This is a genomic window from Pantoea leporis (genome assembly GCF_028048155.1).
GTDB lineage: Bacteria > Pseudomonadota > Gammaproteobacteria > Enterobacterales > Enterobacteriaceae > Pantoea > Pantoea leporis.
On record NZ_JALMEU010000011.1, the window covers coordinates 36,772 to 57,697 of the forward strand.

At 55.1% G+C, this 20,926-nt stretch carries 16 protein-coding genes and 3 tRNA genes; 15 read left to right on the forward strand and 4 right to left on the reverse strand.

Annotated elements, in window-relative coordinates:
• Positions 1–25: 25 nt before the first annotated feature.
• From mscM to rsgA, 3 genes are all read right to left on the reverse strand, one after another.
• Positions 26–3,361, reverse strand: coding sequence for a miniconductance mechanosensitive channel MscM (gene mscM, locus MWH02_RS20505; RefSeq protein WP_101762853.1), 3,336 nt, complete (start codon positions 3,359–3,361; stop codon positions 26–28).
• Positions 3,362–3,376: 15 nt separating this feature from the next.
• Positions 3,377–4,273: an archaetidylserine decarboxylase gene (asd, locus tag MWH02_RS20510; protein ID WP_101762854.1), complete on the reverse strand. Its 897-nt coding sequence runs from the start codon at positions 4,271–4,273 to the stop codon at positions 3,377–3,379.
• 93 nt (positions 4,274–4,366) lie between these two features.
• The gene (gene rsgA / locus MWH02_RS20515) at positions 4,367–5,410 is read right to left on the reverse strand and encodes a small ribosomal subunit biogenesis GTPase RsgA (RefSeq protein WP_101762855.1); all 1,044 of its coding nucleotides are present in this window, start codon (positions 5,408–5,410) and stop codon (positions 4,367–4,369) included.
• A gap of 103 nt (positions 5,411–5,513) precedes the next feature.
• Here rsgA and orn point away from each other — a divergent pair, with 103 nt between their 5' ends.
• The 4 genes from orn (at position 5,514) to MWH02_RS20535 (ending at position 6,823) form a co-directional block, all read left to right on the forward strand.
• The gene (gene orn, locus MWH02_RS20520; RefSeq protein WP_192236111.1) at positions 5,514–6,062 is read left to right on the forward strand and encodes an oligoribonuclease; all 549 of its coding nucleotides are present in this window, start codon (positions 5,514–5,516) and stop codon (positions 6,060–6,062) included.
• 308 nt (positions 6,063–6,370) lie between these two features.
• A tRNA-Gly gene (locus tag MWH02_RS20525) sits at positions 6,371–6,446 on the forward strand.
• Positions 6,447–6,474: 28 nt separating this feature from the next.
• A tRNA-Gly gene (locus tag MWH02_RS20530) sits at positions 6,475–6,550 on the forward strand.
• Between the two features lie 197 nt (positions 6,551–6,747).
• Positions 6,748–6,823, forward strand: a tRNA-Gly gene (locus MWH02_RS20535).
• Positions 6,824–7,258: 435 nt separating this feature from the next.
• Here MWH02_RS20535 and queG read toward each other — a convergent pair.
• A complete protein-coding gene (queG, locus tag MWH02_RS20540) occupies positions 7,259–8,398 on the reverse strand; it encodes a tRNA epoxyqueuosine(34) reductase QueG (RefSeq protein WP_137386612.1) in 1,140 nt (379 codons plus the stop codon).
• On the opposite strand from queG, the gene nnr reads away from it, so the two are divergent.
• The 11 genes from nnr to MWH02_RS20595 all read left to right on the forward strand — a co-directional run bounded on the left by nnr (position 8,397) and on the right by MWH02_RS20595 (position 20,873).
• On the forward strand, positions 8,397–9,914 hold the full coding sequence (nnr, locus tag MWH02_RS20545; RefSeq protein ID WP_271461335.1) for a bifunctional ADP-dependent NAD(P)H-hydrate dehydratase/NAD(P)H-hydrate epimerase: 1,518 nt from the start codon (positions 8,397–8,399) through the stop codon (positions 9,912–9,914). The genes queG and nnr overlap by 2 nt on opposite strands.
• A gap of 3 nt (positions 9,915–9,917) precedes the next feature.
• The gene (gene tsaE / locus MWH02_RS20550; RefSeq protein WP_137386610.1) at positions 9,918–10,394 is read left to right on the forward strand and encodes a tRNA (adenosine(37)-N6)-threonylcarbamoyltransferase complex ATPase subunit type 1 TsaE; all 477 of its coding nucleotides are present in this window, start codon (positions 9,918–9,920) and stop codon (positions 10,392–10,394) included.
• Positions 10,391–12,049, forward strand: a complete 1,659-nt coding sequence (gene amiB, locus MWH02_RS20555) for an N-acetylmuramoyl-L-alanine amidase AmiB (RefSeq protein WP_137386609.1) — start codon at positions 10,391–10,393, stop codon at positions 12,047–12,049. Before tsaE ends, amiB begins: the two co-directional genes overlap by 4 nt.
• A gap of 43 nt (positions 12,050–12,092) precedes the next feature.
• The gene (gene mutL / locus MWH02_RS20560; RefSeq protein WP_271461336.1) at positions 12,093–13,946 is read left to right on the forward strand and encodes a DNA mismatch repair endonuclease MutL; all 1,854 of its coding nucleotides are present in this window, start codon (positions 12,093–12,095) and stop codon (positions 13,944–13,946) included.
• The gene (gene miaA / locus MWH02_RS20565) at positions 13,939–14,880 is read left to right on the forward strand and encodes a tRNA (adenosine(37)-N6)-dimethylallyltransferase MiaA (protein WP_271461337.1); all 942 of its coding nucleotides are present in this window, start codon (positions 13,939–13,941) and stop codon (positions 14,878–14,880) included. Before mutL ends, miaA begins: the two co-directional genes overlap by 8 nt.
• A 110-nt stretch (positions 14,881–14,990) precedes the next feature.
• Positions 14,991–15,308 carry an RNA chaperone Hfq gene (gene hfq / locus MWH02_RS20570; protein ID WP_101762863.1) on the forward strand — a complete coding sequence of 106 codons (318 nt, stop codon included), beginning with the start codon at positions 14,991–14,993 and terminating at the stop codon, positions 15,306–15,308.
• Positions 15,309–15,388: 80 nt separating this feature from the next.
• Entirely contained in the window at positions 15,389–16,669 is a 1,281-nt protein-coding gene (hflX, locus tag MWH02_RS20575; RefSeq protein ID WP_271461338.1) for a ribosome rescue GTPase HflX, read from the forward strand.
• Positions 16,670–16,896: 227 nt separating this feature from the next.
• Positions 16,897–18,132: an FtsH protease activity modulator HflK gene (hflK, locus tag MWH02_RS20580; RefSeq protein WP_101762864.1), complete on the forward strand. Its 1,236-nt coding sequence runs from the start codon at positions 16,897–16,899 to the stop codon at positions 18,130–18,132.
• Positions 18,133–18,135: 3 nt separating this feature from the next.
• Positions 18,136–19,140 carry a protease modulator HflC gene (gene hflC / locus MWH02_RS20585; protein WP_101762865.1) on the forward strand — a complete coding sequence of 335 codons (1,005 nt, stop codon included), beginning with the start codon at positions 18,136–18,138 and terminating at the stop codon, positions 19,138–19,140.
• 56 nt (positions 19,141–19,196) lie between these two features.
• Entirely contained in the window at positions 19,197–19,394 is a 198-nt protein-coding gene (locus MWH02_RS20590; protein WP_101762866.1) for a DUF2065 domain-containing protein, read from the forward strand.
• 180 nt (positions 19,395–19,574) lie between these two features.
• Positions 19,575–20,873, forward strand: a complete 1,299-nt coding sequence (locus tag MWH02_RS20595; RefSeq protein WP_008103611.1) for an adenylosuccinate synthase — start codon at positions 19,575–19,577, stop codon at positions 20,871–20,873.
• Positions 20,874–20,926: the final 53 nt, after the last annotated feature.

Genomic DNA, 20,926 nt, shown 5'->3' on the forward strand with positions numbered 1-20,926 from the left:
CCGGCATCTGCCGGGCGTTTTGTTTTTATAATCCGCCAGATTTGAAGGTTTTATTGGCGGGCGCACCGTTAGTCGCGGGGTTTTGCTTTCCTAACGTCTCCATGCGTACCTGGAATGGTGGGAACGGCATCTCAATGCCGTGCTCCTCAAAGCCGCGCAGAATCAGCTGATGCAGTTCATGGCGCAGCGGCATGCGATGCCCCATCTCCGCCGCATGCACGCGCAGTTCAAACAGCTGAATACCTTGCTGCAGATCGACCAGGAACACATCCGGCGCCGGCATATCGAGCACGTAGGTGCAGCGATCGGCTGCCTGCTTAAGAATGTTGGTCACTTCATCACTGTTGACTCTGGCGGGCGCTGGAATCGTCAACACCACACGCGTCACTGAATCCGACAGCGACCAGTTCACGAACTGCTCAGTAATGAAAGCCTTGTTCGGCACGATGATCTCTTTGCGGTCCCAATCGGTGATGGTGGTGGCACGCGTGTTGATGCGCGTGATGCTGCCCGTCAGGTCGCGAATGGTCACGGTATCGCCAATACGGATCGGTTTCTCAAACAGGATAATCAGGCCGGAGATAAAGTTAGCGAAAATCTCCTGCATCCCGAAGCCCAAACCCAGACCCAACGCAGCAACCAGCCACTGCAGCTTCGACCACTCAATGCCCATCATTGAGAAGCCAATCAAGCCGCCAATCAGCATCAAAGCATACTTGGTCAAAGTGGTAATGGCGTAACCGGTGCCCGGCGCCAAACTGAGATGCTGCAACAGCGCCAGCTCCAGCAGCGCCGGCATGTTACGCACCAGCTGCGTGGTGATGATCAGCACCAGAATCGCAATCAACACCGCACCCAGCGTAATCGCCTGCACGCTGTCCACGCCCTGAATGGTGGTGCTGGCATTCCACAGCGGAATGTTATCAAGGAAGCTAAACGCCGAGTGGATTTCTGACCACAGCACAATCACCGAAACCAGCGCAATCAGCGTCAGGATGGAACGCACCAGACGCAGCGACTGTGCGCTGATCTCATCGAGATCAATGCTTGGCTCATCGATTTCGATGGTGTCGGCATTCGCTGGCGTTGATTGCTCTTTCTCTTCTTCACTGCGCGCGCGGTTGGCCAGCATATCGGCACGACGCTGACGTGCACGGTCAAAGGCGATGCGGCGGCGCTGAATCAGCATCCAGCGGCGGATGATGTGATACACCACCAGCAGGAAGAACCAGATGCCCACCGAGGTTTCCAGACGCGCCAGCAGCGCCTGCGCGGTGGCGAGATAACCGATGCAGGAGGCGAGGGCAGCCACCAGCGGCAGGGCAATCATCAGGTTCCACAAAATGCGGTTTACGAAGTTATCGCCGTTGCCCTCTTTATCCAGATAGAGCGGAATACCGGCGCGTTTCAGGCTAACGGTAACGATACTTAGCGCGCCACAAATCAGGATGAAGCACACGCGTCCCAGCGTGCCGGAGAATTGCGGATCGTCGAGATTGGCAAAGGCGATCAGCAGCATGATCAGCGGCACAATCAGCCCTACCGATAGCGAGTAATAGCGCATGGCACGCGCCACGCGCGCTTGCGGCCAGCGGAAATGCACCACAAACAAGCCATCGGGACGCGCAAACGCGGCGCTGATCATAAAGGCCCACAGCAGCGGCAGCGTGGCGGTGATGCCATCGCCAATCGCCACGGCGAACGGATAAGGCCAGGCATGCTGTAAACCGTAACCGAGCGCGGCCCACAATACCGGTAGCGGCACCGCCACCAGAATCGACCAAAATACCGTGCGCAGCGTCAGGCTGAAGCGATCCTGCGTCACTTTACCGACGCGGCTGGCGGAGCGCTCCATAAAGGCGTTGTAGTGACGACGAGAGCTGATGCTGAAGCCAACCAGCAGAATCGCACCAATAATCGGTAACACGGTTTCGCGATTGGTAAACATCATCGCCAGCGCTTTGCCGAGCTGGCCGGCGGTATCCAGCGACAACAGACGCTTGAGATCCTGCGCCATCTCCACCGGGAAATTCAGACCGATGGTATTGACGTCAGCGGTCCAGAACAGATAGCGATGCGTCGCATCTTTAACTTCGGCTAAGGCATCCTGCAGCTGCGTATTGGAAACTTTGAGCTTGGTGATTTCCAGAATCAGCGTATCGCAACCGGAAATCAGTGAGTTCAGCAGTTCGCGCTGGGTTTTGAGTTGCGCTTCGAGGATGCGTACCTGATCGCTGCTGAACGGCGTGCCGTCATCCTGTTTGGCTTTGCGCAGTTCCTGCTGGCGCTCCAGCAGATCCTCATAATGCAGACGCTGCACGCGCAGCTGGCCCATTTCGCTGTCGATCTGCTGAGATTTCGGCATCTCCGGCAGACGTGCGACCTGCGCACGCAAGGCTTCGCCCAACAGATTGGACGCGCCCAGCCACTGCGACTGTTCACGCAGCGTGCTCAGCGCCTGACGCACCTGCAAGGTCTGATTGGTGGCCAGACGCTGCTGCGAAGCGACTAAATCCATGCGCTGCGCTTGCTGATTAAGGTCGGCGGAGAGTTCGCGGTTAACGCGGAACTGATCGCTGATCGAACTCGGCAGATCGCCACTGTTTTCCGCCAGCTGCTCGGTGCGCTCCAGCGCCAGTTCAGCTTCGCGCTGGCGCTGATTGTTGAGCTGATTGCGCAGCGCCTGCAGATAGTTATCCAGTTGAGTCGCTTTGCGCTGATGCACTTCGGCGCGCATACGCGCCAGTTCCTGACGGTTATTCGCCGAAAGCTGCGCCAGCTCTAACTCGTCCACGCGCGCTTTGTTGGCGGCGTTTTCCGCCTGACGCGCGTAAATCTGCGCCTGCGCCAGCGGCGTAGTCGCCGTCGAAGCGCTCTGCGCGCGACGATCGCTTTCGGTCATCGCCCGGCGTGCATCGGTTTGCTGCTGCGGCAGCTGCGACAGTGAATCGCTGATCTCGCGCGCGCGATCCTGCTCCTGCTGCGCCTGGCGGCCTTCCTCCAGCAGCTGGCTGCTGACCTGCAACAGTTCCTGATCCAGCTCGGCGCTGCTCATATTGCTGCGCACCGCCTTGCTGCTGTCCGTCAGCGTGGCGATCTGCTGACGTAATTCGCGCGCCAGCCGCGGGAAATCATCAATCACCTGCTGATACTGCTTCGCGCGCTCCAGCGACTCATCGCGCTCGTTGAGGAAATTGATCGCCGATTCGAGCGCCTGCACCTGCTCGGTTTGCGCGGGTGAGGTTTTCGCCGATTTAGCCGCATCCAGTTCCTGCTTTAGCTGGCTGGATTGCGGAACGGTGGCTGCAAATACAGAACTGCTGAGCACAAGGCTCAGCAGCAAGGAGAGGAAAACACGCACGGGAGAGATTCCGGGTTATTTGCTAAGTGAGACGCTGTCGCCAGGCTGAGGCAGGGCGATGGCCAGCGGCTGACCGAGGCGGGTTTTGCTTTCGGCTTCAAGGCTTTCTGCCAGCTTCACGCGATTCGGCGCGAACAGGTTGATCACCGTTGAACCCAACTTGAAGCGACCCATTTCCTGGCCTTTCAGCAGCACCACCGCACCATCATGATCGGCAGACGGATAGCGCCAGCGTTTAATCACACCTTCGCGCGGTGGCGTAATGGTGCCCGCCCACACGGTTTCGATGCTACCCACAATGGTGGCACCGACAAGGATCTGCACCATCGGGCCATGATCGGTATCGAATACGCAGATCACGCGCTCGTTACGCGCAAACAGATTCGGGATGTTACGTGCGGTCAGCGGGTTGACGGAGTAGAGATCGCCCGGCACATAGATCATTTCGCGCAGGATGCCGTTACACGGCATATGCACGCGGTGATAATCGCGCGGGGCGAGATAAGTGGTAACAAACTCGCCGTCATGAAACTGATCCGCCAGATCGTCGTTACCGGCCAGCAGCGCCTGCAGGCTGTAAGTGTGGCCTTTGGCCTGGAAGATCTGATCGCCGGCAATGCGGCCCAGCTGGCTGATCGCGCCATCGGCGGGCAGCGCCAGTAAAGAGGCATCAGTATCGATCGGACGCGCGCCCTCTTTTAACGGACGCACGAAGAAATCATTGAAGGTGCGGTAGCTGCCGGTATGTGGCTTGCTGGCTTCCGCCATATCCACTTTGTAGTACCAGACAAATAGGTCGATGACCGCTTTAGTGAGCCAGCCACCACGGCGGCTGGCACCCCAACCGGCGAGCTCGGTGAGCCCTTTTTTAGGCAAAATATGATTCAGGCCGAGTTTAAAACGATCAAACACCGTTGCCTCCTGGCTTAATTACGTGTCGTTAACAAAAAAGGGGGCGGATTGTAGCAGCGCCCCAGCGCGTTGGCGAATGTGCCGTTGTACTGCTTAATCTGCGTCGGAGGAAAAGTTTTTACGCGTCTTTACCTGCGCCATACTTTCCAGAATTCGGTGGTAGTTATCGAAGCGGGAGATATCAATCTTGCCCTCTTCTACCGCTTCGCGAATGGCACAGCCAGGATCGGTATCGTGCTTACAGTCGCGGAAACGGCAACCGCCAAGGAATTCACGGAATTCGACAAAGCCGCGCGTCACTTGTTCTGGCTCCAGATGCCATAAACCAAACTCACGCACGCCCGGTGAATCGATCACATCGCCGCCCGCCGGGAAGTGGTAAAGGCGTGACGCGGTAGTGGTGTGCTGGCCTAATCCAGAAACGTTCGACACATCGTTGGTCAGAATTTCAGCCGCTACCTCCAGACCAAGCAGGTTATTCAGCAGGCTCGATTTACCCACGCCAGATTGGCCGGCAAAGATGCTGACACGGCCGGTTAAGGCGCTTTCCAGTTCAACCAGGCCATCTTTGGCGTGGCTGGAAACCATCAAGACGCGATAACCAATGTTGCGATAGATCTCCATCTGCTCATCAACAAACGCGCGGCCTTCGGCATCTAAAAGGTCGGTTTTGTTGAGCACCAGCAGCGGTTCCACGCCAAGGGTTTCGCTGGCGACCAGGTAACGATCGATGATGTTGAGTGACAGCTCTGGCAGGATCGCCGAAACGATAATGATCTGATCGATGTTGGCGGCGATCGGTTTCACGCCGTCATAGAAGTCTGGGCGCGTTAGCACCGTCTTACGTTCGTGTACCGCTTCGACGATCCCTTTGCCGCCGCCAATGGCAGCGCGCCATAAAACGCGATCGCCAGTGACCAGCGAGCGAATGGTGCGGCGGATATTACAGCGATGTACAACGCCTTCGCTATCTTCCACGTCTGCGTGCATGCCGAAACGGCTGATCACCACGCCATCAGCCGCTTCTCCAAACAGACTATCATCCGGCTCCGGCTTATCGCTCCGTTGCTGCAGACGACGCTGATGGTTGGCGCTTACGCGACGTTGTTGACCTTTCGACAGTTTGTTTTTACTCACGCATCCTCTCACGGCTTTCGCCAGGTTTCGCCCTGCTGGGCAAAACGTCTATGATACACCTGAAATGAGTTTAATGACGACTTTGGCAACAGGCGGGAAACGCATGACAGCTGGAAATGAAAACAACCTGATTTGGATCGACCTCGAAATGACCGGATTGGATCCGGAACGCGATCGCATAATTGAGATCGCTACCATCGTGACCGATGCCAACCTTAACATCCTGGCAGAAGGCCCGGTGTTCGCGGTGCATCAATCTGACGATCAGTTGGCGTTGATGGATGAATGGAACGTGCGCACGCACACCAATAGCGGATTGGTGGCGCGCGTCAAAGCCAGCGAGCACGATGACCGTGCGGCGGAACTGGCCACCATCGAGTTCCTGAAACAGTGGGTGCCAGCGAACACCTCGCCGATTTGCGGCAACAGTATTGGTCAGGATCGTCGCTTCCTGTTTAAGTACATGCCTGAACTGGAAGCCTATTTCCACTATCGCTATCTTGATGTCAGCACGCTGAAAGAGCTGGCGCGCCGCTGGAAACCAGATATCTTGCCAGGTTTTAAAAAGTCCGGTAGCCATCAGGCGCTGGATGATATTCGCGAGTCCGTCGCCGAGTTGGCGTACTATCGCGAGCACTTCCTGCAGCTTTAACCGCCGCGGGTGCGCAGGAAATCATCAGGTTGTCGATAAAAGCAGCGAACGCGCGGAAAGCGCAAAATTTTGCTTTTAGACTCTTGCGACTGAAAGGATTTCTCGTATAATGCGCACCCCGTACCGGTGAAGAATTTGATTCGGAATTCGGAACGAGAAAGTAAAAGCAGTAACGGCGAAGTTCAGAATCGAGCATATTTATTTGATGCAAGGCGGCAACTGAACGAGTCACAGCGAGCTTACATCAGTAAGTGACCTGTGCGAGTGAAGGCAGCCAACGCAGCAGTAAATGAACAGGCGAAGATTATGCGGGAATAGCTCAGTTGGTAGAGCACGACCTTGCCAAGGTCGGGGTCGCGAGTTCGAGTCTCGTTTCCCGCTCCAAACTTTCGTTGAGTAGTAAACCTCTAATGCGGGAATAGCTCAGTTGGTAGAGCACGACCTTGCCAAGGTCGGGGTCGCGAGTTCGAGTCTCGTTTCCCGCTCCAGAGTTTGTAGTAAACCATCCAAATCACGGATTTAGTCGTTAGCGTGATTGTTGTGACAAAAATACGAAGAGTCAGAATCGAGTATTTTAGTTTGCAACAAGGCGGCAACTGAACGAATCCCTGGGAGCTTACATGAGTAAGTGACCTGGGTGAGTGAAGGCAGCCAACGCAGTAGCAGACTAAAATACGAAGATTATGCGGGAATAGCTCAGTTGGTAGAGCACGACCTTGCCAAGGTCGGGGTCGCGAGTTCGAGTCTCGTTTCCCGCTCCAGATTTTCATATTCACTAATGTTATTTGCCCTTAGGCGCAATCAGAATTAAAACTGCTGCAGATCTTTTTTGATCGCATGCGACACCGTTTTTTTCTGGAAATTTTGCACGCCTCGCTAGCAGCGATAATGCTTGTTGTCTGATGCAGTTATCTTACAGGTTATCCACAATGCGCCTGCAAGCTTCTGACGGCGTTTTCCCCGTTGTTTAAAACTGTTTTGAACAGAGTTATCCACAAGCTCTGGACAAACCCCTGCGCGCTAAATACGACGTGAATATTTACAATAATCGCTTAATTGATTGATTTGTAAATGGTTATAACTATTTCAGACTGTGATCTTGCCCTTAAGACGAAATTACGATCTCCGTCACGATTCAGTGGGATAATTTTATTCACAGCATGTGGAAAAGCGTTTTATCCTGTGCGACTGCTCAATCACGCATCACGTTGCAGGCCTTTTTCGACCGCGCGCACCAGCCGCTGTTTCTTCGCTGGCTGCACTTCTACCGCTTGCGCCGCGCGTTTCTGCAACTGCTGTGCAATCGCCCATTCAATATGCTCATCAAGCAGGGGATGTTCGCCGCTGCGCAATGCTAATGCCGCCATATTTTCTTCTGCCCAAGGCGCATTGCCCAATGCCACCGCAATATTTCGCAACCAGCGCAAATGCCCAATACGCCGAATCGCTGAACCTTCGGTGATACGCAGAAATTTGGCTTCATCCCATTTGAACAGATCGGTGAGCGGCGGCGCATGCAACACCGCGCGCGGCGAGAAATCATCTTCATCGGTTAACTGGCCGTAACGATTCCACGGGCAGATCAGCTGGCAATCATCGCAGCCATAAATTCGATTACCAATCAGCGGACGGAACTCTTCAGGAATTGCGCCTTCCAACTCGATGGTGAGATAGGAGATGCAGCGACGCGCATCGACCACGTAAGGTTCGACGATAGCGGAAGTGGGGCAGATAGTGATACAGGCGACACAGCGTCCACACTGCTCTTCCTGGGGCTGATCGACCGGTAACGGCAGATCAATCAGCAGTTCGCCAAGGAAGAACCACGAACCCGCTTCACGGTTGAGGATCAGCGAATGTTTGCCGGTCCAGCCTAAACCGGCTTTAGCGGCAATCGGGCGTTCCAGAATCGGTGCGGAATCGACGAACGGACGAAAATTGCGTTCGCCACAGTGCGCCTGGATCATTTCTCCGAGCTTTTTCAGTCGATTGCGCAATACTTTGTGATAGTCGCGGCCCAGCGCATAGCGGCTTACATAGCCCAGCTGCGGATTTTTTAAGGTGCTGGCAAAGGCGGCTTTAGCTGGAAGGTAATTCATGCGTACGCTAATCACGCGCAGCGTGCCAGGTAGCAGCTCATGCGGCCGCGCACGCATCATGCCGTGGCGCGCCATCCAATCCATCTCGCCATGATATTGCTTATCCAGCCACGCCTGCAGTTTGGGCTCTTCGGCGCTCAGATCGGTATCGCAAATACCGACCTGTTGGAAGCCGAGGTCGCGTCCCCACTGTTTAATTTGTTCAGCGAGCTGTTGAAGATCGAGAGGATATGACATGAGAAACCAGGCAATTGAAGCAAACGCGCGCAGTTTAACACACTCTGTCTGGCCTGCGCAGGCGATGGCGCAACTGGAACGCGATGCCGCCGATAGCCTGGGCTTAACGCTGTTTGAGCTGATGCAACGTGCGGGCCAGGCCAGCTATGAATTAGGCCGCCAGCTGTGGCCGCAGGCGCAGCATTGGTTGATCCTGTGCGGGCACGGCAACAATGGCGGCGATGGTTATGTGGTGGCGCGACTGGCGCAGGCAGCAGGATTGAACGTGACGCTGCTGGCGTGTGCGGGCAGTAAAGCTCTGCCAGAAGAGGCGCAGCAGGCGCAAGACGCATGGCTGGCGGCGGGCGGTGTGATTCACGCGGCGGATGCGCCCTGGCCGGAGCAGGTTGAGGTGATTGTCGATGCGCTGCTCGGCACCGGCCTGAATCGCGCGCCCGCCGATCCTTACGATCGCCTGATCACACTCATCAACGCACATGCCGCACCGGTGCTGGCGATCGATATTCCCTCTGGTTTGCTGGCGGCTAATGGCACGGCGCCGGGCAAAACGGTCATCGCCGATCACACGTTGAGCATGATTACGCTGAAACCCGGCCAACTGACCGGCAAGGCGCGCGATTACGTTGGCGTTCTGCACAACCATGAGTTGGGCTTGTCGGCATATCTTGCCGCTGAGCAGGCTCCGATTTCACGCTATGACGCCGGGGATTTAACGCGCTGGCTGAAACCACGTCGCGCTACTTCACATAAAGGTGATCAGGGGCGGCTATTGGTGGTCGGCGGTGACAGCGGCACGGCGGGCGCGATTCGCATGACCGGTGAAGCCGCCCTGCGAACCGGCGCCGGACTTGTGCGCGTGCTGACACATGAAGATAATATTGGCCCGATTCTCACCGCGCGACCGGAGCTAATGGTTGATGCGCTGAGCGATGAACGGCTGGATCAGGCGCTGGAGTGGGCGGATATGATCGCTGTTGGGCCGGGGCTCGGCCAGCGCGATTGGGCTCAGAAGGCACTGAAAAAGATCGCGGCCAGTGAAAAGCCGATGCTTTGGGATGCGGATGCGCTTAACCTGCTGGCAATCAAGCAGGATAACCGTCAGAATCGCATCATTACGCCGCATCCCGGCGAAGCTGCGCGCTTGCTGGGGGTGAAAACCAGCGAGATTGAGAGTGACCGCTTACACGCTGCGCGCGCCTTGGCGAAACGCTACGGCGGCGTGGTGGTTCTGAAAGGCGCGGGCACGGTGATTGCCAGCGCGGCGGGTGACATCGCCATTGCCGATGTGGGCAACGCGGGCATGGCGTCTGGCGGCATGGGCGATGTGCTGAGCGGGATTATTGCCGCTCTGCTCGGCCAGAAACTGACATTACTTGATGCAGCCTGCGCAGGCTGTGTCGCGCATGGGGCAACAGCCGATGCCGTCGCGCGTCAGCGCGGTACTCGCGGCATGTTAGCCACTGATTTGTTCGAGCTGCTGTGGCAGTTTGTTAATCCAGAGATGATCCAACAATAAAGCATGAAGACCTGTGTTATCCCTTTGCCCGATGAGGCGGCAACCCTGAATCTGGGTGCGCAATTGGCGCGCGTCTGCAACAGCGCGCTGGTGATCTATCTTTATGGCGATTTGGGTGCCGGTAAGACCACCTTTAGCCGTGGTTTTCTGCAGGCGCTCGGCCATCAAGGCAATGTAAAAAGCCCAACGTATACGCTGGTCGAGCCCTACGAGCTCGGCTCTCGCACGCTGTACCATTTCGATCTCTATCGTCTTGCCGATCCCGAAGAGTTGGAGTTCATGGGCATCCGCGACTATTTCACCGGCGATGCGCTCTGTCTGGTGGAGTGGCCGCAGAGGGGCACCGGCGTGCTGCCTGAGCCCGATTTAGCGCTGACGTTGCGCTACGTGGATGCGGCGCGTGAAGCCGAAATAAGCGCGATTTCCGCCACGGGCGAAGCGCTGTTAACCCAATTCCAGCAAGGCAGGGATCCGGCATGATGTCACGGATGAAAATCATTGTACTGGGCTTGCTGTGCCTGTTTTCTGCCTCGGCGTTGTCTGCCACGTTATCGGATATCAAAGTCGAAAATGGCGATAGCCAAGCTACCGTCACGCTGAGCTTTAACGGTCAGCCCGTGTATGGCTTTTTTCCGCTGCACAATCCCAATCGTGTGGTGCTGGATATTCGTCAAAGCGGCGCGATTAAAGGTTTGCCGCTCAATTTTAGCGGCGAAAATATTGTGCAGCGCATTCGCCATAGCCAGCCGAAGGATAAGCAAAGCCTGCGTTTGGTGTTCGAACTGACGCAGCCCGCGCAGACGCGCGCCAGCACGCAGCGCGATGGCAGTAATTATCGCGTGGTGTTCACCATTCGTGGGACGCAGCCAGCGAAGCGCCCGGCCGCTGCTGCGCCTGTTACCACCGCGCGTGAAAGCCAGCCGAGCAGCAGCAGCCAGGGCAATCCGTTCAACGCCAATCAGGTGACAGCGGTGACCAGCAGCAATACCACCGTGCGTCCCGGCAACTCGGTTAGTCGCAACGATGTGGTAATTGTGGCGATTGATGCCGGGCACGGCGGTCAGGATCCCGGCGCATCCGGCCAGCACGGTTTGCACGAGAAAAATGTCACCATCTCAATTGCGCGTAAGTTGAAAGCGCTGATGGATCAGGATCCGATGTTCAAACCGGTGCTGACGCGTAACGGCGACTATTTCATCTCGGTAATGGGCCGCTCAGAAGTGGCGCGTAAAGAGAACGCGAACCTGCTGGTATCCATTCACGCCGACGCCGCGCCAAATCACTCAGCCACTGGCGCATCGGTTTGGGTGCTGTCTAACCGCCGCGCCAATAACGAAATGGCGAACTGGCTGGAACAGAAAGAAAAACAATCTGAGCTGCTGGGCGGCGCAGGGGATCTGCTGGCGAACAGCCAGGCCGATCCCTATCTTAGCCAGGCAGTGCTGGATTTGCAGTTTGGTCATTCACAGCGTGTAGGTTATGACGTCGCCGTCAAAGTCCTGCAGCAGTTGCGCGGTATTACGCCGCTGCATAAGCGTCTGCCGGAACATGCCAGCCTTGGCGTTTTACGTTCCCCGGATATTCCCTCTTTACTGGTCGAAACCGGCTTTATTAGTAATGCCGCGGAGGAGCGGCTGCTTGGCAGCAGCGCGTATCAGGAGAAGATTGCTCAGTCGATTTATAAAGGCCTGCGCAATTATTTCCTTACGCATCCGCTGCAATCGATCCCAAAGGAGGAAAACCGGCCGCTGGACAGCGCACCAGCGGTTAGCGTCGCCAGCAACCCGGCGACCGGCACGGTGCAATATACCGGCGCAACGCAGCGTCATACCGTCACGCGTGGCGAAACGCTGTCGGGCATCGCGGCAAAATATGGCGTGAGCATGGCGACGTTACGTGAGATGAATAGCCTGAAACGCGATGTGGTTTGGGTGGGACAGCGCCTGAAGGTGCCCGCGAAATCCAGCGTCAGCGTGGCGGCGAGTCGTCCAACCCGGCATAAAGTGGTGCGCGGCGATTCCCTCACGGCGATTGCCGCGCACTATGGCGTGAGCTCAAAAGCCATCATGCAGGCGAATAATATGAAGTCGAGCAATGTGATGCTGGGGCAAAACTTAAAAATTCCGCAATCCTGATTGTTGGCTCCCCGTGAGCCAACCAGCCAGAAGGATCACCACCATGCCAATACAGATTTTACCGCCGCAGCTGGCGAACCAGATTGCCGCAGGCGAAGTGGTTGAGCGCCCGGCGTCGGTCGTAAAAGAGCTGGTGGAAAACAGCCTTGATGCCGGCGCAACGCGCATTGACGTCGATATTGAGAAAGGTGGCGCGAAGCTCATCCGCATTCGCGACAACGGCTGCGGTATCGCCAAAGCCGAGCTTGCAATGGCATTGGCGCGGCATGCGACCAGCAAAATTGCTTCGCTTGATGACCTTGAGGCGATCATGAGCCTCGGCTTTCGTGGCGAAGCGCTCGCTAGTATCAGTTCCGTTTCTCGTTTAACGCTGACTTCACGCACCGCCGACCAAAGCGAAGCCTGGCAAGCCTACGCGGAAGGGCGCGACATGGATGTGACGGTGAAACCGGCTGCGCATCCAGTAGGTACCTCGCTGGAAGTGCTCGACCTGTTCTATAACACGCCCGCTCGCCGCAAATTCATGCGCACTGAAAAGACCGAGTTTACCCATATCGATGAGGTGATTCGTCGTATTGCGCTGGCACGCTTTGACGTCGCTATTTCGCTTAGCCACAACGGTAAGTTAATGCGTCAGTATCGCGCGGTCAGTGAAGATGCGCAGCGGGAGCGGCGTTTAGGGGCCATTTGCGGCACCACGTTTATGCAGCACGCTTTACGCATTGAGTGGCAGCACGATGATTTAGCGCTGCGCGGTTGGGTCGCCGATCCTCACGGTTCGCGCCAGGTTACCGATCTGCAATATTGCTACGTCAACGGACGCATGATGCGCGACAAGCTCATCAATCACGCGATTCGTCAGGCTTATCAAACGCAGCTTGGTGACGATCAGCAGCCAGCTTACGTGCTATATCTGGAGATCGACCCGCATCAGGTGGATGTCAACGTCCATCCGGCTAAGCACGAGGTGCGTTTTCATCAGTCGCGTCTGGTACATGATTTTATCTGGCAAGGCGTGATGAGTGCGCTGCAAGCCAGCCGCGCGCCGGAATTGCCCATCGCCCATGCCGAAGAACCAGCGCCAAAGTGGCAGCCAGAAAACCGTCAGGCGGCAGGCGCGAACCACTTTGCACAACCCAGCAACACGCCACGCAGCGGCGGCGCTTCTGCGGCCGCGAGTGCGAACTGGCAGAACAAAGAGCCGGTTTACAGTGCGCGTGAAGGTAATGCCTATAAGCAGTTGATGAAAACGCCGATGGTAGAAACGCCGCGCGCGGCGCCAGTTCCTGCCGCGGCTCCGGTGCGTTTGCCGGAAAAGCGTGAAGCGCCGCTGGCCGCTCATGCGCAAAGTTTTGGCCGCGTGTTAAGCGTTTTGAAGGATCGTTATGCGCTGCTGGAACGTGGTAGCGCATTGCAATTGTTATCGCTGGCCGTGGCGGCGCGCTGGCTAAAACAGGCCCAGCTTGAACCAGGGGAAGAGGGTTTAAAACCGCAGCCGCTCCTGATCCCGGTGCGCCTGAAAATTGCTGCGCCCGAGCTGGCCGCCATCGCCGATCATGCCGCGCTACTGAGCCAGATGGGCATTGATTTACAACGAGAAGGGCAACACGTGACGTTGCGCGCGGTGCCTTTACCGTTACGAACACAAAATTTACAAATCTTGATTCCAGAACTGTTAGGCTACCTGGCCCGGCAGCAAGAGGTTTCTGCATCCACGTTGGCCCCATGGCTGGCGCGTCGAGATGATGCAGAAGACGCTCACTGGAATCACTCGCAGGCGATTGCACTGCTGGCAGAGCTGGAAAGGCTTTGTCCGCAACTGCTGAAGTCGCCGCCTTCAGGTCTGTTACAGACCATTGAGATTGAGAGCGCGCTAAACGCGTTGAAGCATGAGTGAACTAAACCAGGCTAGCCGGCCAAAGGCAATTTTTTTGATGGGGCCTACTGCCTCCGGTAAGACGGCATTAGCGATTTCGCTGCGCCAGCAACTTCCGGTGGAACTTATTAGCGTTGACTCTGCCTTAATCTATCGCGGGATGGATATTGGCACGGCGAAACCGTCGGCAGAAGAGTTAGCACTGGCGCCCCATCGTTTGCTGGACATTCGCGATCCGGCGGAAGCGTATTCCGCCGCAGAATTTCGTCGCGATGCGTTGGCAGAAATGGCGGATATCACCCGGAAGGGGAAGATTCCGTTGCTTGTTGGTGGAACCATGCTCTACTTCAAGGCATTACTTGAAGGATTGTCGCCGTTGCCCTCGGCCGATCCCGAGGTGCGTCAGCGAATAGAGCAAATGGCGGCGGAGAAAGGGTGGGAAGCCTTGCACCGTCAGCTGTGTGAAATCGATCCGGTCGCCGGTAGTCGTATTCATCCGAATGATCCGCAGAGACTTTCGCGAGCACTGGAAGTTTTTTTTATTTCGGGTAAAACTTTAACGGAACTGACAAAAACCTCCGGCGAAGCGTTACCCTACGACGTGTACCAGTTTGCTATCGCACCTGCGAGTCGTGAACTAATACATCAACGCATTGCGTTGCGTTACGACCAGATGCTAGCGTCAGGATTTGAAGCGGAGGCTCGTGCACTGTTTGCGCGAGGTGATTTGCATACGGACATGCCTTCCATTCGTTGTGTTGGTTATCGCCAGATGTGGTCTTATTTGTCAGGTGAAATCGATTACGACGAAATGGTTTATCGGGGAATTTGCGCCACTCGGCAGCTCGCTAAACGCCAGATGACCTGGTTACGTGGCTGGCCTGAAGTACACTGGTTAAACAGTGATGAGCCAGAGTTATCGCGTAATGCGGTGCTTAAGGTAGTTAGTGCGTAGCAGGGATGATTGTGTACAATTGGTCCGTTATCGTGCGCAAATTTTTACGCAGTTTTTCTGAACCACGGTTCTTAAAGCAACAAACAACAAGCATATAAGGAAAAGATAGAATGGCTAAGGGGCAATCTTTACAAGACCCGTTTTTGAACGCATTGCGTCGTGAACGTGTACCGGTTTCGATCTATTTGGTGAATGGTATTAAGCTGCAAGGGCAAATTGAATCCTTTGATCAGTTCGTCATTCTGTTAAAAAACACGGTCAGCCAGATGGTGTATAAACACGCCATCTCTACAGTGGTTCCTTCTCGTCCAGTGTCGCACCATAGCAATAACGCGGGCGGCAGCGGTGGTAGCAGCAACTATCATCACAGCGGAAGCAATCAAAGCGCTCAGTCGCAGCCACAACAAGACGGCGATAACGCAGAATAATTTTGCGCTGCCGTAAAGCCAGGGCTGGAGAACGAGCACGTTTTCCTGTCCTGGTTATTTTATTTTAGCGAGGTTATAGCTTGTTTGACCGTTATGATGCCGGTGAGCAGGCCGTACTGGTACACATCTGGTTCTCCCAAGACAAAGAGCTGGAAGATTTGCAGGAGTTTGAAACTCTTGTCTCTTCTGCGGGCGTTGAAGCGCTGCAAGTCATTACGGGCAGCCGTAAAGCGCCACATCCCAAATATTTTGTCGGTGAAGGAAAGGCAGTTGAAATTGCCGATGCGGTAAAAGCGAGTGGAGCATCGGTCGTTTTATTCGATCATGCCTTAACTCCTGCTCAGGAACGTAATCTTGAACGGCTGTGCGCATGTCGCGTAATCGATCGCACCGGCTTAATTCTCGATATATTCGCCCAGCGCGCCCGCACCCATGAGGGTAAATTGCAGGTCGAGCTGGCACAACTACGCCATTTAGCAACCCGTTTGGTTCGCGGATGGACACACCTTGAACGCCAGAAAGGCGGTATCGGTTTACGTGGTCCGGGTGAAACTCAGCTGGAAACGGACCGACGCTTGCTGCGTGGCCGTATCAGTCAGATTCTCTCCCGTCTTGAACGCGTCGAAAAACAGCGCGATCAGGGCAGACAAGCGCGTGCCAAAGCTGACGTGCCAACCGTTTCGCTGGTGGGTTACACCAACGCCGGTAAATCCACTCTGTTCAACGCGATTACCTCTGCGGATGTGTACGTAGCGGATCAACTGTTCGCGACACTTGATCCGACATTGCGTCGTCTGAATGTGGCGGATGTGGGTGAAGTGGTTTTAGCAGACACCGTTGGTTTTATCCGTCATTTGCCGCACGACTTAGTCGCGGCGTTTAAAGCCACGCTGCAGGAAACGCGTCAGGCGACATTGCTGCTGCATGTGATTGACGCCGCCGATTTGCGTGTGAATGACAACATTGATGCAGTAAATGAAGTTCTGGAAGAGATTGAAGCTGACGAAATTCCGGCGCTGTTGATCATGAACAAAATCGATATGCTTGAGGACTTTGTGCCGCGTATCGATCGCAACGAAGAGAACCAGCCGATTCGTGTGTGGTTATCTGCACAGAGCGGCGTGGGTCTGCCGTTGCTGTGGCAGGCGCTCTCGGAGCGTTTAGCCGGTGAAATCGCGCAGTACGATTTACGTCTGCCGCCGGAAGCGGGCCGTTTGCGCAGTCGTTTTTATCAGTTGCATGCTATAGAAAAAGAATGGAATGAAGATGATGGCTGTGTGAGTTTGCACGTGCGTATGCCGATAGTTGATTGGCGTCGTCTGTGTAAACAAGAGCCGTCGCTAGCCAGTTATATTGTTTGAAATTGCCCAAACGCCTTTACTCAATATCTTTTAGATTGTCGTCATTATCGTTGCAGGCCGTATGTGCAGGATTTACCCGAATATTTCGGATTCCAGCAAGGCGGCAACTGAGTGAATCCCCAGGAGCTTACATCAGTAAGTGACTGGGGTGAACGAAGGCAGCCAACGAAGCTGCAATCCGAAAGATGAAGGGTAAAAAACGTAAATACAATAAATGGAGTAGAAACATGGCGTGGAATCAGCCCGGAAATAACGGACAGGACCGCGACCCGTGGGGAAGCAGCAATAATCAAGGCGGCAACTCTGGGGGAAATAAAGGAGGTCGCGATCAGGGACCACCTGATCTGGATGATATCTTCCGAAAGTTGAGTAAAAAACTCGGCGGACTGGGCGGTGGCAAACAGAATGACAATGGCCAGCGCAGCGGCGGTAGCGGTGGCAAAGTGGTTGGCATTGTTGCCGTAGCGGCAGTCGTTATCTGGGCGGCTAGCGGTTTCTACACCATCAAAGAAGCGGAACGTGGCGTCGTCACGCGCTTTGGCAAATTTAGCCATCTGGTTGAGCCAGGCCTCAACTGGAAACCGACTTTCGTCGATCAGGTTCGCGCCGTAAACGTAGAAGCCGTACGTGAACTGGCTGCGTCTGGCGTGATGTTGACGTCGGATGAGAACGTAGTGCGCGTTGAGATGAACGTGCAGTATCGCGTGACGGATCCTGAGCGTTATCTGTATGCCGTGACCAGTGCCGACGACAGCCTGCGTCAGGCCACCGACAGCGCCTTGCGTGGCGTGATTGGTCGCTCAACCATGGACCGCATCCTGACGGAAGGTCGTACCGTGGTACGTAGCGAAACTCAGCGTGAGCTTGACGAGACTATCCGTCCGTACAACATGGGTATTACCCTGCTGGACGTAAACTTCCAGGCGGCGCGCCCACCAGAAGAAGTAAAAGCCGCGTTTGATGATGCGATTGCCGCGCGTGAAAACCGTGAACAGTATGTTCGTGAAGCTGAAGCTTATTCGAACGAAGTTCAGCCGCGTGCTAATGGTCAGGCGCAACGTATCCTCGAAGAGGGTCGTGCTTACAAAGAACGTACGGTGTTAGAAGCGCAGGGTGAAGTGGCGCGTTTTGCTCGCTTGCTGCCTGAATATAAAGCTGCACCAGAAATCACGAAAGAGCGTCTCTATATTGAAACCATGGAACGTGTGCTGAGTCATACCCGCAAGGTATTGATCAGCGATCGTGGTAATAATTTGACAGTCCTGCCATTGGATCAACTGATGCGCGGTGGTCAGGCATCTGGCCAGGGCGGTCAGAAAATGACGAATTTAATGAAGTCTCCTTCGTCGTCCGATAGTAATGCGAGCCGTGGAGATTCTTCATCTTACAGTCCAGACAGCATCATGGATCAGCGTCGCGCCAATGCGCTGCGCAACGATACCCAGCGCCAGGGGAGGGAGTAATCGATGCGTAAGCCAATCATCGCCGTAATTATTGTAGTGCTGGTGGTGCTTTACGCGTCACTGTTCGTGGTGCAGGAAGGCCAACGCGGCATCGTGCTGCGCTTTGGTAAGGTTCTGCGTGATGACGAAAACAAACCGCTGGTGTACGCACCGGGTCTGCATTTCAAAATTCCGTTTATCGAAACCATGAAATCACTGGATGCGCGCATTCAGACCATGGATAACCAGGCTGACCGCTTTGTTACCAAAGAGAAGAAAGACCTGATCGTTGATTCTTACATCAAGTGGCGCATCAGTGACTTCAGCCGTTACTACCTGGCAACCGGTGGTGGCGACGTTTCTCAGGCAGAAGTGCTGCTGAAACGTAAGTTCAGTGACCGTCTGCGTTCTGAAATGGGTCGTCTGGATGTGAAAGACATCGTGACTGATTCACGTGGCCGTTTAACCACCGACGTGCGTGATGCCCTGAACACCGGCAGCGCTGGCAATGATGATGACGTTCAGACGCCAGCAGCGGATGATGCGATTGCGAGTGCGGCAGCACGTGTAGAACGTGAAACCAACAGCAGTGAGCCGGCACCAAACCCGAACAGCATGGCTGCGTTAGGTATTGAAGTTGTCGACGTGCGCATCAAGCAGATCAACCTGCCGACTGAAGTCTCTGACGCGATCTACAACCGTATGCGCGCCGAGCGTGAAGCGGTAGCGCGTAGTCAGCGTTCACAAGGTCAGGAAGAGGCAGAGAAACTGCGTGCACAGGCCGATTATCAGGTCACGCGTACGCTGGCAGAAGCACAGCGTGAAGCGCTGATTTCTCGCGGTGAAGGTGATGGTGAAGCGGCAAAACTGTTTGCTGATGCCTTCAGCCAGGATCCGGATTTCTATGCCTTTATCCGTAGCCTGCGTGCCTATGAGAATAGCTTCTCAGACAACCAGGATGTGCTGGTGCTGAGCCCGGATAGCGATTTCTTCCGCTATATGAAAGCGCCCTCTAACGCCACGCGTTAAGAACTGATATAAAGTCCAGGCCGACAATGTTGTCGGCCTTTTTTTTGGGAAAAATCATGAATTCAACCATCTGGATGGCGCTGGCTTTGGTTTTGGTGCTGGAAGGACTTGGACCGATGTTAATGCCACGCGTGTGGCGGCGGATGATTCTGGCGATGACGCAGTTGCCCGATCGTCTCTTGCATCGTTTTGGTGGCGGTTTAGTGGTGGCCGGCGTGGTGATTTACGCCATGATCAGCATGCATGCGCGTTAATCAGCCTGAATTTATGTGAGGCCGCCCGACTCAATTGTGTCTGTTGGCCGCTGTTCCCCCAACATGTTGTGAGCTGAGCAAAACTCAGGCAAAAAACAGCGCAATCGTATGCTAAAAGTGCTGAAAGAGTAAAAGTCAGGTGGTAGAATCCATTTTTAAGCAATCGGTGATTTTGAAAAAATGGGTAAGAACGTCGTCGTACTGGGCACCCAATGGGGTGACGAAGGTAAAGGTAAGATCGTAGACCTTCTGACAGAGCGCGCGAATTACGTCGTGCGTTACCAAGGTGGCCATAATGCAGGCCATACACTTGTCATCAACGGTGAAAAAACCGTCCTCCACTTAATTCCATCTGGCATCCTGCGTGAAAACGTCACCAGCATCATTGGTAACGGCGTTGTCCTGTCGCCTGAAGCGCTGATGAAAGAGATGAAAGGTCTGGAAGAGCGCGGTGTGCCGGTACGTGAACGTCTGTTGATCTCTGAAGCTTGCCCATTGATTCTGCAGTACCACGTAGCAATGGATGTGGCGCGCGAAAAAGCGCGTGGCGCTAAAGCTATCGGCACCACCGGTCGCGGTATCGGTCCTGCCTATGAAGATAAAGTGGCACGTCGCGGTCTGCGCGTGAGCGATCTCTTCAACAAAGAAACCTTTGCGGTGAAGCTGAAAGAGATCGTCGATTTCTACAACTTCCAGCTGGTTAACTATTACAAAACCGACGCAGTTGACTACGAAAAAGTGCTGAGTGATACGCTGGCGGTGGCCGATATCATTACCAGCATGGTGGTTGATGTGTCTGATCTGCTGGACGGCGCGCGCAAGCGTGGCGACCTGATCATGTTTGAAGGTGCGCAGGGTACGCTGCTGGATATCGACCACGGTACCTATCCATACGTGACCTCATCAAACACCACCGCAGGTGGCGTAGCGACGGGTTCAGGTATTGGTCCACGCTATGTTGATTACGTGCTGGGTATCGTGAAAGCCTACTCAACACGCGTGGGTGCCGGTCCATTCCCGACCGAACTGTTCGATGAAACCGGCGAGTTCCTGTGTGCTCAAGGTAACGAGTTCGGCGCGACCACCGGTCGTCGTCGTCGTACCGGCTGGCTGGATGCGGTTGCCGTTCGCCGTGCCGTACAGATCAACTCCTTGTCAGGTTTCTGCATGACCAAACTGGACGTGCTGGATGGCCTGAAAGAAGTGAAAATCTGTGTGGCTTATCGCATGCCAGATGGCCGCGAAATGACCACCACGCCGCTGGCAGCTGAAGGTTGGGAAGGCATTGAGCCGATTTACGAAACCATGCCAGGCTGGAGCGAGACCACATTCGGCGTCAAGACGCTGGAAGGTCTGCCGCAAGCTGCACGTGACTACATCAAACGTGTAGAAGAAGTGACCGGTGTGCCGATTGATATTATTTCTACCGGCCCAGACCGCAGTGAGACCATGATTCTGCGCGACCCGTTCGACGCATAATCTCCTCAGGCCGGACTCTGTCCGGCCTTTGTATTTCTAATCTTTGACTCCAC